Annotated in this window: 11 protein-coding genes, 1 tRNA gene and 1 pseudogene; 5 read left to right on the top strand and 8 right to left on the bottom strand. The window is 70.8% G+C overall.

Translation table 11 applies throughout. The features are described from left to right. The coding region (locus B5M43_RS14490; protein WP_230668237.1) for a transposase at nucleotides 1-257 on the top strand (257 nt) is incomplete at its 5' end. Nucleotides 258-337: 80 nt separating this feature from the next. On the opposite strand, the gene B5M43_RS14485 is transcribed toward B5M43_RS14490, so the two are convergent. From B5M43_RS14485 to B5M43_RS14450, 8 genes are all read right to left on the bottom strand, one after another. Further along, entirely contained in the window at nucleotides 338-1,138 is an 801-nt protein-coding gene (locus B5M43_RS14485; protein WP_230668234.1) for an HpcH/HpaI aldolase/citrate lyase family protein, read from the bottom strand. Beyond that, nucleotides 1,135-1,920, bottom strand: coding sequence for a 2-oxo-hept-4-ene-1,7-dioate hydratase (gene hpaH / locus B5M43_RS14480; RefSeq protein WP_134747047.1), 786 nt, complete (start codon nucleotides 1,918-1,920; stop codon nucleotides 1,135-1,137). Before hpaH ends, B5M43_RS14485 begins: the two co-directional genes overlap by 4 nt. A gap of 10 nt (nucleotides 1,921-1,930) precedes the next feature. After that, nucleotides 1,931-3,100: a 3,4-dihydroxyphenylacetate 2,3-dioxygenase gene (gene hpaD, locus B5M43_RS14475; protein WP_055988544.1), complete on the bottom strand. Its 1,170-nt coding sequence runs from the start codon at nucleotides 3,098-3,100 to the stop codon at nucleotides 1,931-1,933. Between the two features lie 47 nt (nucleotides 3,101-3,147). After that, a complete protein-coding gene (hpaE, locus tag B5M43_RS14470) occupies nucleotides 3,148-4,671 on the bottom strand; it encodes a 5-carboxymethyl-2-hydroxymuconate semialdehyde dehydrogenase (RefSeq protein ID WP_134747045.1) in 1,524 nt (507 codons plus the stop codon). Nucleotides 4,672-4,697: 26 nt separating this feature from the next. Next, nucleotides 4,698-5,351, bottom strand: a complete 654-nt coding sequence (locus B5M43_RS14465) for a GntR family transcriptional regulator (RefSeq protein ID WP_055988548.1) — start codon at nucleotides 5,349-5,351, stop codon at nucleotides 4,698-4,700. Nucleotide 5,352: 1 nt separating this feature from the next. Continuing rightward, nucleotides 5,353-6,846, bottom strand: coding sequence for a fumarylacetoacetate hydrolase family protein (locus tag B5M43_RS14460; RefSeq protein WP_134747049.1), 1,494 nt, complete (start codon nucleotides 6,844-6,846; stop codon nucleotides 5,353-5,355). A gap of 623 nt (nucleotides 6,847-7,469) precedes the next feature. Then, entirely contained in the window at nucleotides 7,470-7,910 is a 441-nt protein-coding gene (locus B5M43_RS14455) for a MarR family winged helix-turn-helix transcriptional regulator (RefSeq protein ID WP_134747044.1), read from the bottom strand. Between the two features lie 53 nt (nucleotides 7,911-7,963). Next, nucleotides 7,964-8,602 carry an FAD-dependent monooxygenase gene (locus B5M43_RS14450; RefSeq protein WP_134747041.1) on the bottom strand — a complete coding sequence of 213 codons (639 nt, stop codon included), beginning with the start codon at nucleotides 8,600-8,602 and terminating at the stop codon, nucleotides 7,964-7,966. A gap of 372 nt (nucleotides 8,603-8,974) precedes the next feature. Here B5M43_RS14450 and B5M43_RS14445 point away from each other — a divergent pair, with 372 nt between their 5' ends. The 4 genes and pseudogenes from B5M43_RS14445 to B5M43_RS14430 form a co-directional block, all read left to right on the top strand. Then, a complete protein-coding gene (locus tag B5M43_RS14445; RefSeq protein WP_230668240.1) occupies nucleotides 8,975-10,444 on the top strand; it encodes a glyceraldehyde-3-phosphate dehydrogenase in 1,470 nt (489 codons plus the stop codon). Between the two features lie 76 nt (nucleotides 10,445-10,520). Then, nucleotides 10,521-11,120, top strand: a complete 600-nt coding sequence (locus B5M43_RS14440) for a hypothetical protein (RefSeq protein WP_055988558.1) — start codon at nucleotides 10,521-10,523, stop codon at nucleotides 11,118-11,120. 101 nt (nucleotides 11,121-11,221) lie between these two features. Further along, nucleotides 11,222-11,294: transfer RNA gene (locus B5M43_RS14435), tRNA-Arg, on the top strand. Between the two features lie 309 nt (nucleotides 11,295-11,603). After that, nucleotides 11,604-11,803: pseudogene (locus B5M43_RS14430) on the top strand (IS3 family transposase); the annotation flags it as partial.

Raw genomic sequence — 11,803 nt, 5'->3', positions numbered from 1 at the left:
GCGGGATCAAGGCCGTGATCCCCGAGCCGTCCGACCAGCAAGGCCACCGCAAGCGCCGCGGCTCACGCGGCGGACGCCCCGTCGGCCTCGACGCCGCCGACTACAAGGGCCGCAACGTCATCGAGCGCCGCTACTGCCACATCAAGCAATGGCGAGGACTCGCCACCCGCTACGACAAACTCGCGATCACCTACCGGGCCGCTGTCATCCTCAACGCCGTCATCGCCTGGACCCGGCAATTGTCAGACACGCCCTAGGCGCGCGCCCGGCCCGCGGGGGCCGGGAGCGCCGATTGCCCCGAACTGCCGCAACGAAGCGACAGCTCGGGGCAAGGGGCTCAGTACGACGCGCGCTCGGTCGCGTCGGCGGCGGGGATGAAGGTCTTCGCGAGTGCCTCCGAGCCGCGGGCGACCAGGCCCACGTCGGCGCCCACGAGCAGGAACCGCGCGCCGGCCTCGACGTAGCCGCGGGCCGCGGACTCGACGAACGCGTTGACGCCGACGGGCGTTCCCGCCGCCCGCACGCCCGCGAACGCGCGCTCGACGGCCGCGACGACATCCGGATGCGTCTGCTGCCCGATCAGGCCCATCGACGCGGCGAGGTCGCTCGGGCCGACGAACACGCCGTCGATGCCGTCGACCGCCGCGATCGCCTCGGCGTTGTCCACGCCCTCCGAGGTCTCGATCTGCACGATCACCGACGTGTGCTCGGCGGCGTTCGCGAGGTAGTCATCGACACGGTTCCAGCGCCCGGAGCGCGCGAGCGCGTTGCCCACGCCGCGGTGCCCCTTCGGCGGGTACGACGCGTGCGCGACGGCCGCGGCGGCCTGCTCCGCGGTCGACACCATCGGCACCATGATCGTCTGCGCGCCGAGGTCGAGCACCTGCTTGACCCACACGGCGTCGTTCGCCGGCACGCGCACGATCGTCGTGACGGGATACCCGGACGCCGCCTGCAGCATCGCCTGCACCTCGCCGAGCCCGATCGGGCCGTGCTCCATGTCGATCATGAGCCAGTCGAGGCCCGAGCCGGCCATGATCTCGGCCATCACGGGGGAGCCGGAGCAGACCCATCCGCCGGCCAGCGCGCGATCCGTCGCCGCCAGCCGGTGCCGCAGTGTCGGAGAGAGACGTGTCACCGGAAGCTGCACGAGATCACCCCCATCGGGCCGTAGTCGCACAGGATGCTGTCGCCCGCCGTCGCCCACACCGGGCGCGTGAACGAGCCGGCCAGGATGATCTCGCCCGCCTCGAGGCGGTCGCCGTGCTGGTGCATCTTGTTCGCGAGCCACGCCACGCCGTTGCCGGGGTGGCCGAGCACGCCGCCCGAGACGCCGGTCTCCTCGATCTGCTCGTTGCGGTACAGCATCGCGCCGATCCAGCGCAGGTCGATGTCGTCGGGCCGCATGGGCCGGCCGCCGAGCACCATGCCGCCGTACGCGGCGTTGTCCGAGATCGTGTCGACGATCGTGCGGCCCTCCATCTCGATGTGCGAGTTGAGCACCTCGAGCGCGGGCGTGACGTACTCGGTCGCCCGCAGCACGTCGAACAGCGAGCACGCGGGGCCCTCGAGGGGCTCCTTCAGCACGAACGCGAGCTCGACCTCGATCCGGATGTTCGAGAAGTCCGCCGCGGGGATCACCGAGCCCGACTCCCACACGGTGTCGTCGAACATGACGCCGTAGTCGGGCTCGGTGATGCCGGTCGCCTGCTGCATCGCCTTGGACGTCAGACCGATCTTGCGGCCGACGAGGCGGCGGCCCGCCTCGAGGTTCTTGTCGCGCCAGATGCCCTGGATCGCGTACGAGTCCTCCACGGTCGCCTCCGGGAACCGCGCCGTGATGCGGGGGATCACGCTGTGCGTGCGATCCGCCTCGGCGAGCTCCTCGGCGATCTGAGCGATCTGCTCCGATGTCAGCATGCGCCCATCCTCACAGCTGGTTGCCGAGCTTGTACTCGCCCAGCTTCCACGAGGGCATCTCGGCGTCGTCCTCGGGACGCGTGTACGAGAAGCCGTCGGCGCCGATGGTCACGGCCATCTCGCTCTTGTCCTCGCGGGCCACGACGGGCTGCGGGTTGCCGTCGAGGTCGAGCACGAGCGAGGCCTCGGTGTACCAGCTGGGCACGACCGGGGTGCCCCACCAGTCGCGGCGCTGGTTGTCGTGCACGTCCCACGTGACGACCGGGTTGTCGGGGTCGCCCGTGTAGTAGTCCTGCGTGTAGATCTCGACGCGGTGGCCGTCGGGGTCGCGCAGGTAGAGGTAGAACGCGTTCGAGACGCCGTGGCGGCCGGGGCCGCGCTCGATCGCGTCCGACCGGCGCAGCGCGCCGAGCTTGTCGCAGATCGCGAGGATGTTGTGCTTCTCGTGCGTGGCGAACGCGACGTGGTGCATGCGCGGGCCGTCGCCGCCGGTCGTGGCGGTGTCGTGCACGGTGGGCTTGCGGCGCATCCACGCGGCGTAGACGACCCCGTCCTCGTCCTGGATGTCCTCCGTGACGCGGAAGCCGAGGTCCTGGTAGTGGCGCACGGCGCGCGGCACATCCGGCGTGACCTGGTTGAAGTGGTCGAGGCGCACGAGCTCGCCGGGCGACTGCAGGTCGTAGCGCCACGACAGCCGCTCGACGTGCTCGGTCTGGTAGAAGAACTCGTACGGGAAGCCCAGCGGGTCCTCCACGCGCACCGAGTCGCCGATGCCCTTGGTGAAGCCCTCCGGCTTGCGGATGACGCGGCAGCCGAGCTCCTCGTAGAACGCGACGGCCTTGTCGAGGTCCTCGGGGGTGCGCACGCGGTACGAGAACGCGGCGACGCCCGCGATCGGGCCCTTGCGCAGCACCAGGTTGTGGTGGATGAACTCCTCGGTCGAGCGCAGGTAGATCGCCTCGTCGTCCTCCTCGGTCACGTGCAGGCCGAGGATGTCGACGTAGAACTCGCGCGACTTCTGCAGGTCGGTCACGACGAGGTCCATGTAGGCGCAGCGCAGGATGTCCGGCGCGGGCGCCTTGGGGGTGGCGACGGCGTTGGCGGCCTCGATGGGCGCCTCCTGCGAGACGAAGAAGCCCGAGGAGGTCTTGGTGCCTCGGCGGTCGGTGGTGTCGGTCATGTCAGCGTCCTTGCTCTTGTTCTGGGGATCCGGATGTCGGGCGGCGCTCAGTGAGCCGAGCCGCCCTCCTTGCCGAACGTGGGGTTGTGGACCTTGCCGAGCGTGATGTGCACGGCCTGCTGGTCGGTGTAGAAGTCGATCGAGCGGTAGCCGCCCTCGTGGCCGAGGCCCGAGGCCTTGACGCCGCCGAAGGGCGTGCGCAGGTCCCGCACGTTGTTCGAGTTGAGCCACACCATGCCGGCCTCGACGCTCTGCGCGAAGTTGTGGGCGCGCTTGAGGTCGTTGGTCCAGATGTAGGCCGCGAGGCCGTACTTGGTGTCGTTGGCGAGCTCGAGCGCCTCCTCGTCCGTGTCGAACGGCGTGATCGCGACGACCGGGCCGAAGATCTCCTCCTGGAAGATGCGGGCGTCGGGCGCGACGTCGGCGAACACCGTGGGGGCGACGAAGTTGCCCTCGTCGAAGCCCTCGGGGCGGCCGCCGCCGGCGACCAGGCGGCCCTCGCCCTTGCCGATCTCGACGTACGACATGACCTTCTCGTAGTGCTCCGGGTGCACGAGCGCGCCGACCTCGGTCGCGGGGTCGTGCGGGTAGCCGACCTTGACGCGCTTGGCCTGCGCCGCGTAGCGCTCCACGAACTCGTCGTAGATGTCGCGCTGGACCAGGATGCGGCTGCCCGCCGTGCAGCGCTCGCCGTTCAGCGAGAAGACGCCGAAGATGGTCGCGTCGACCGCGGCCTCGAGGTCGGCGTCGGCGAACACGACGGCGGGCGACTTGCCGCCGAGCTCCATCGACAGGCCCTTCAGGTACGGGGCGGCGTTGCCGAAGATGATCTGGCCCGTGCGGCTCTCGCCCGTGAACGAGATGAGCGGCACGTCCGGGTGCTTCACGAGCGCGTCGCCCGCGTCCTCGCCGAAGCCGTGCACGAGGTTGAACACGCCCTCGGGCAGGCCCGCCTCCTCGAAGATGCCGGCCCACAGCGAGGCCGACAGCGGGGTGAACTCAGCGGGCTTGAGCACGACCGTGTTGCCGGTCGCGAGCGCGGGGCCGAGCTTCCACGACTCGAGCATGAACGGCGTGTTCCACGGCGTGATGAGGCCCGCGACGCCGATCGGCTTGCGGTTGACGTAGTTGATCTGGCGGCCCGGCACCTTGAAGGTGTCGTCGGCCTGCGCCACGATCAGGTCCGCGAAGAAGCGGAAGTTCTCGGCCGCGCGGCGGGCCTGGCCGAGCGCCTGCGTGATGGGCAGGCCCGAGTCGAACGACTCGAGCTCGGCGAGGCGGGCGTCGCGCGACTCGACGATGTCGGCGATCCGGTGCAGGACGCGCGAGCGCTCGCGCGGCAGCATCTTGGGCCACGGGCCCTCGAGGAAGGCCTTGCGGGCGGCGGCGACGGCGGCGTCGACGTCGGCCTTCTTGCCCGCGGCGGCCTGCAGGTAGGTCTCGTTCGACACCGGGTCGAGCACGTCGAACGTGTCGCCGTCGATCGAGTCGACGTGCTTGCCGCCGATGTAGTGCTGGATCTTGGCGGGCAGGTCCGCGGGGACGTGCCGCTCGGTCACGGGAGTGCTCATGCGGGGCTCCTTCGGGAGGGTTCGGATCAGTGGGAGGTCAGGTAGGCGTTCATGGTTCCCCAGCGGTGCTGCCGGGCGGCGAGCTCGATCTCGATCGGCGCGGCGCCGGACCGGATGAGCTCGAGGATCTGCGCGTGCTCGCGCACCGACTCATGCGCGCGGCCGGGGACGAACGCGAACGTGGAGTCGAGCAGGTTGTGCAGGCGGGTCCAGCCGCGGTGCACCAGGTCGAGGATGTGCGGGTTGGGGCACGTCTCGAACAGCACCGAGTGGAACTCGCGGTTCAGGCGCGTGAAGGCGATGGGGTCGAAGTCGTCCAGCAGCGCGATCAGCCGCTGGTTGACCGCCTCCGCGCGGTCGAGGTCGGCGGGCGTGAGGAGCGGGGCCGCGAGCGCGGTCGCGACGCCCTCCACGACGCCGAGCGTCTGCATCGAGTGGGCGTACTCCTCGCGGTCGACGAGCGACACGCGCGCCCCGACGTTGCGCTCGAACTCCACCAGGCCCTCGGCCTCGAGGCGGCGGATGGCCTCGCGCACGGGCACGACGCTCATGCCGAGCGTCTGCGCGATCGGGCCGAGCACGAGGCGGTAGCCGGGGCTGAACTCGCGGCGCTGGATCCGCTCCCGGATCCACTCGTACGCGCGCTCCGACTTGCTCTCGGCGGCCACGGCGGAGGCCATGTCAGGCACCGGTCTCGGCTTCGTAGCGGGCGCGCCACTCGGCGTTCATCGGGAACAGGCCGTCGACCGGGTGCCCGGCCTCGACCTGCGTCGCGATCCAGGCGTCCTCGGCCTCCTGCGCGAGCGTCGCGTCCGCGACCTCCTCGGCGAGGGGCGGGGGGATCACGATCACGCCGTCGTCGTCGCCCACGATGATGTCGCCGGGCTGCACCGTGGCGCCGCCGCACGCGATCGTCACGTCGCCCTCCCACGGCACGTGGTAGCGGCCGAGCACGGCCGGGTGCCCGCCCTGCGAGAACACGGGGATGTCGAACGACGCGACCTGCGCGTGGTCGCGCACGCCGCCGTCGGTCACGATGCCGGCGGCGCCGCGTGCCTTCGCGCGCAGGGCCAGGATGTCGCCGAGCGTGCCCGAGCCCGCGTTGCCGCGCGCCTCGATCACGATCACCTCGCCCGGCTCGACCGCGTCGAACACGCGCTTCTGGGCGTTGTAGCCGCCGCCGTGCGTCGTGAACAGGTCCTCGCGCAGCGGCACGAAGCGCAGCGTCTTGGCCGTGCCGACGAGCTTGGCGCCGGGGGTGTCGCTCTTCGGCCCGTCGATGAACACGCCGCGGATGCCGCGCTGTCGCAGCTGCTGCGACAGCCCCGCGACGGGCGCCTCCATGAGCTTGGCGCGCAGGGTGTCGGTGAGCACGGACGCGGTGGCCTCGATCGGCGGCAGGCCGGCGGCCTCGCGCGAGCCCCAGGCCTCCTCGCGCTGCAGGTCGTCGACGCTCGGGAGCGATCCGATGTTCTCGGCGAAGTCGCCCGGTCCCTCGACCACGCGGGTCACCAGGCGGCCGCTCGTGGGGGAGCCCTCAGCGTCCGGCGCGTCGACCTCGACCTCGATCACGTCGCCGGGGACGGCGACCGACGAGCCCGCGGGCGTGCCCGTCAGGATGACGTCGCCCACCTCTAGCGTGAAGTGCTGCGACAGGTCGGCGACGAACTGCGCGAGCGGGAAGATCATCCGGTCGTCCGACGTCGTGTCGTCCTGCACGAGCTCGCCGTTGCGCCACGTGCGCACGCGCAGCGCCGACGGGTCGACCGTGCGAGCGTCGATCAGCTGCGGGCCGAGCGGCGTGTAGCCGTCGCGGCCCTTGTTGCGCACGTTCGAGCCCTTGTCGTTGCCGCGCAGGTCGTACAGGCCCCAGTCGTTCGAGGCGGTCACCCACCCGACGTGGTCCCACGCGCGCTCGAGCGGGACGCGGCGGGCGGGCGTGCCGATGATCAGCGCGACCTCGCCCTCGAACGCGAGCAGCTCGGTGCCGGCGGGGCGCTCGATCTCGGCGCCGCTGGCGGCGACGGAGCTCGCGGGCTTGAAGAAGTAGGACGGCGCCTTGGGGCGGCGGCCGCGCTGCGCGGCGCGCGACTCGTACGCGAGGTGGACCGCGATGATCTTGCCGGGCGCCTGGGGCAGCGCGGCGAAGCGGGGGTCGGTCGGCTCGGTGGTCACTCGAGCTCCTTTGCTCTGATCGAGGGTCGTATCTGAAATAATATACGATCTGGCGAGCGAGGGGAAGGGCCCGCTCAGCGCACCAAGCGGATCGGGCTCTGCGCCTGCTCGGCTTCGTGGTCCATCCCCAGCGGGATGCCCGGGCGGTCGCGCAGCATCAGCGTCGCGAGGAACGAGATCGCGATCATGCCGCCGAGGTAGTAGACGATCGACCAGGTCGATCCGGTGGCCTGCAGCAGCGCCTGCGAGATCCACGCGGCGGCCGAACCGGTCGCCCAGGTGCCCCGCCAGGAACGCGCCGAGCGGGCGGAACAGGAAGCTCAGGCCGACCGACGCGAACGTCACGATCGCGGCGAACTCCTCGCCGGCAGGCTCGAAGAACAGCTTCGAGAACACCAGGCCCGCGACGGTCGCGTAGACGAAGTAGTCGTACCACTCGACGGTGGTGCCGACGACGGTGGCGAACGTCACGCGGGCGCGGTCGGCCCGCACGCGTGTCGTGGTCGTCGAGGTGGCGGTCATGGGCGGGACTCCTTCGTCGGTGCGGGGTGGCGGATGCCGGGTCGGCGCCGCTTCTCGGGCGCGGGTGGAGGGATCCGGGCCGGCCGGATCCGGGGATCGGGTCAGTCGGCGAGGATGCGGTGCAGCAGGTCGCGCAGCTGCTCGCGCTCGGCCGGGGTGAGCGCGCCCGTGAGCGCGTCCTGGAGCGCGTCGACGCGCGGAGCGAGCGAGGCCCGCAGCGTCTCGCCGGCGGGCGTGAGGCGCAGCGTCTTCTTGCGCGCGTCGACCTCGTCGGGTTCGCGCGAGATCTGGCCGCGCGACTCCAGCCGCGCGACGAGGCCCGCGATGGTGGAGGCGTCCAGATCGAGCGCCGCGCCGAGCTCGCGCTGGCTCGAGCCGGGCTGCTCGGCCAGCACCGCCAGCACGGCGTACTGGGGCCCGGTCACGACGGGGGAGACCACCTCGGCCCACAGCGCCGTGTGGCGCTGCTGCACGCGCCGCACGAGGTGCCCCGCGAGGCCGTCGAGCGGGCGCCGCGTCGCGGCGGGGGCCTCGCCGGCCATGTCAGCCACGCTCCACGAGCACGCGCGAGAAGAACGCGGCGAGCTCGGCCGTCTCATCGAGCGGCAGCACCTCGGCCACGTACATGTCGGGCCGCACGATCACGACCGCGCCGCGCTCGCGGTCGATGCCGCGCGCGGCGCAGGGCGACGGTGACCGGGTGGTCGGCCGCGTCGCGGTCGATCTCGAGGCCGACGAACTCGATGCCGTAGTCCGGCCGCAGGCGCGACGGGCGGCGATCCATGAACGACTGCAGGTACTGCTGCATGCGCGCCTGGTTGACCACGAGGTGCGGCATCTCCGACAGGCCCTGGTCGTCGTCCGGCACGCGGTGCGTGCGCGCGATCCGGTCGCGGTGCTCGGGGTCCGGGCCCCAGAACGCGGTCTGCGTGATGTGGTAGCCCTCGTCGATCATCTGCCGGGCCAGCCCGAAGGCCTGGAACGTCTCGACCGTGCGGACCTGGACGCCGTCGGCGCGGCCGATCCGCAGCGGCTCCGGGTTGCGCTCGACGATGCGGGTCTCGATCTCGGAGAACACCGACAGCTGCGCGGCGAGCATCATGCCGGCGGGGCCGGTGCCCACGATCAGCACGTCGACGGCGTCGCCGTCGCGGAGGGGACCCGCGGGGCGGCCGGGGAGGGCCGGCTCGAGCGTCGGGTCGCCGGGCCGGTAGCCGTCGAGGTGGTACTGCACGTGTGCTCCTTCGCAACGGACGTCGTCGTCGCGCACGGCCGCCGGGTGAATTCATACGTGCACCAACGGAAACCGTACGTGCACAAACGAAAGGCGCTCGGGCTCGTCGGCGCAAGCGGCGGAGTCTCGCTGATCCGATCCTGCCGATCGCGAAAGAATCGCAAATTTTGACGTCGGTCTGCGCCGAAAGGCTGGTGAGAACGTTCGTATTCTCGAACTGCGCGACGACGAACGTCGGGCACCGTGACATCCGGGCGCGATCCGCCCGCATCGACGAAGGAGTGATGAGCGACCGTGAGCGAGAAGTTCGAGGCGCCCCAGTACGAGCTTCACCGGGCGGAATGGACCGCCCGCGAGGAGCTGGCCGAGCGGATGATCCCCCTGATCGGGCGCCTCTACCGCACGCACGGCATCGTGCCGTCGATCCACGGCCGCCGGCTCATCAACCGGTCGCCGATCGAGATCATCAAGGCCCACCGCTTCGCGCGCCAGACCGGCGACGACGTGCTGAACCCGGTCAAGACCCTTGCGGTGCTCGAGGGCATCGCCCGCATCGCGCCGGGGGCCGCGTCGATCGACGTGGCCCGCCTCGTGTCGCGCTACGACGAGCTCGGCGGCACGTACGAGGACGCCCACCTCGATGACTTCATCCGCGCCGAGCTCGCGGCCGTGATCGACGCCGAGACGCCGCGGCCGACCGACGTCGTGCTGTACGGCTTCGGCCGCATCGGCCGCCTGCTCGCTCGCATCCTGCTCGCCCACACGGGCAACGGCTCGGGGCTGCGCCTGCGGGCGATCGTGGTCCGCAAGGGCGGCGACATGGACCTCAAGAAGCGCGCCAGCCTGCTGCGCCGCGACTCGGTGCACGGCCCCTTCGCCGGCACGATCGAGATCGACGAGGAGAACGACACGATCCTCGCGAACGGCACGCTGATCCAGGTCATCTACTCGGACGACCCGGCCACGGTCGACTACGAGCGGTACGGCATCCGCGACGCCATCATCGTCGACAACACGGGCCGCTGGCGCGACGAGGAGGCGCTGTCGCGTCACCTGCAGTCGAAGGGCGCCGGCCGCGTGCTGCTCACCGCGCCCGGCAAGGGCGCGCTCAAGAACATCGTGTTCGGGGTCAACAGCGACGACATCACGGCCGACGACCGGATCCTGTCGGCCGCGTCGTGCACGACCAACGCGATCACGCCCATCCTGGGCGTGCTCGACGAGTCGTTCGGCGTCGTCCGCGGCCACGTCGAGACCGTGCACTCGTTCACGAACGACCAGAACCTGATCGACAACTTCCACAAGGGCGACCGCCGCGGCCGCTCCGCCGTGCTGAACATGGTCATCACCGAGACCGGCGCCGCCAAGGCCGTCGCCAAGGCGCTGCCGCAGTTGGCCGGCAAGCTCTCGGGCAGCGCGATCCGCGTCCCCACCCCGGATGTGTCGCTGGCGATCCTGAACCTGCAGCTCGCCCGCCCGACCACCAAGGACGAGCTCAACGCGTTCCTGCGCCAGGTGTCGCTCACCTCGCCCATGCGCCAGCAGATCGACTACATCGAGTCGCCCGAGGTCGTCTCCACGGACTTCGTCGGAAACAACCGCGCCGGCATCGTGGACGGGCTGGCGACCATCGCCGACGGCGAGAACGTCGTGCTCTACGTCTGGTACGACAACGAGTACGGCTACTCGTGCCAGGTGGTGCGCGTGGTCGAGAAGATGGCCGGCGCGCACCCGACCGTCCTGCCCGAGCGCCAGCCGGTCGTCGCCCGGCCGGTGGACGTCGAGCCGGTCGAGGAGCTCGTCGACGAGGCGCCGCGCGAGGCCGTGCCCGCGGCCGTCTGATCAGGACGATCCGAGCCGGCGACGTCTACGCTCGTAGAGGCGGTATCGCCGGTTCGGATCGTGATCAGGAGGTGCGGTGGGACGCAACGCCGATGCCATCGACGAGGGCGTGGCCATCGCGCTCGCGGCGGCGCGCCTGTCGGTCAAGAACACCATCCTGGTGAGCACGATCTCGCTGGGGGAGTCGTTCGATCCGGATCACTTCGTCGACGCGGCCCGGGATGCGCTCATCGCGCTGGCCGACGAGCAGGACGGGGCGGCCGCGGCTGTCACCAAGGCGCGCCGCGCCGCGTGGGGTCGCCACACGCAGCCGCACGGCACGCACGACTACCGCGACCGCGACGTGCGCAACCTGCGCCGCCGCGCCAAGCAGTACTCGGGCGTCGCCAAGGCGCTGCGCCTGAAGGCCGAGGACGTCGACGAGCTGCGCGGCATCGTCGAGCACGCCCGCGAGGCCGCGTGGCACGACGTCGAGGCGAACCTCGAGGGCCGGCTGCGCATCGAGGCCATGCGCCCCGACCAGGACCCCGACTACGAGTCGATGCGCGAGGCGCGCATGCAGGCGCTGCGCCTGGTCGACCTGCAGAAGCTCTCGGCGCAGGCCCGGCGCAAGCGCAAGGTCGGCGCGGCAGCCGAGGGCGGCTCCGGCGCGGGCGACGACGCCGACGAGGCCTGACGCAGCGCGACGCGCCCGGGGTGCGTTCCCGGAGGGGGCCCGATTCGCGGAGGCCCCGCGGCATGATGTACAGTAGACGGGTTGCCACGGCAACGGCATGAGCGCCCGTAGCTCAATGGATAGAGCATCTGACTACGGATCAGAAGGTTAGGGGTTCGAGTCCCTTCGGGCGCGCACTGTGTTGAGACAGTAACCTTGAGAAAAGCGCCGGTTTACCGGCGCTTTTCTTGTTTGTGCGGATGATCGCGCGAGTGGCGAAGACGCCACATGGCGTCACAGCACACCACACGTATGTGTGCACCTATGTGTGCACTAGATCGAGGCTGCGAGATCCCCAGCGGGCGGTGCATCAGGACATCCCTGACAGTGCTGCAGGACATCTCTGCCAGATGAGCCCGGCGTCCGGTATGGGCACGGATTCTTCCCGGTGCAGGGTGAATCGGCCTGGGTTTCGTTCCGTTCTTGAAGCAAGGATGGAACGCGATGAACCGGAAGTACTCTCCCGAGATGCGCGAGCGCGCGCTGCGGATGCTCGATGAGGCCAAGGCCTCCGGTGAGCACTCGAATCTGATGTCTGCGGTGCGGCATGTGGCCGGTCTCCTCGGCATGAGCGCGGAGACGCTGCGGGTGTGGCATCGTCGTCGGGAGGTCGACGCGGGCGCGAAGCCCGGTGTCCCGAGCGA

The organism is Microbacterium sp. MEC084, assembly GCF_004514465.2.
GTDB lineage: Bacteria > Actinomycetota > Actinomycetes > Actinomycetales > Microbacteriaceae > Microbacterium.
The sequence above is the reverse complement of the archived record's forward strand: the minus strand, read 5'-3'. Positions and strand labels throughout refer to the sequence as shown.

What these genes read in the sequence shown, in the direction of transcription:
- B5M43_RS14465 (WP_055988548.1), bottom strand. Translation starts at nt 5,351, where the DNA reads ATGGCCTCCGCCGTGGCCGCCGAGAGCAAGTCGGAGCGCGCGTACGAG.
- hpaE (WP_134747045.1), bottom strand. Translation starts at nt 4,671, where the DNA reads ATGAGCACTCCCGTGACCGAGCGGCACGTCCCCGCGGACCTGCCCGCC.
- B5M43_RS14455 (WP_134747044.1), bottom strand. Translation starts at nt 7,910, where the DNA reads ATGGCCGGCGAGGCCCCCGCCGCGACGCGGCGCCCGCTCGACGGCCTC.
- hpaD (WP_055988544.1), bottom strand. Translation starts at nt 3,100, where the DNA reads ATGACCGACACCACCGACCGCCGAGGCACCAAGACCTCCTCGGGCTTC.
- hpaH (WP_134747047.1), bottom strand. Translation starts at nt 1,920, where the DNA reads ATGCTGACATCGGAGCAGATCGCTCAGATCGCCGAGGAGCTCGCCGAG.
- B5M43_RS14445 (WP_230668240.1), top strand. Translation starts at nt 8,975, where the DNA reads ATGATCCCCCTGATCGGGCGCCTCTACCGCACGCACGGCATCGTGCCG.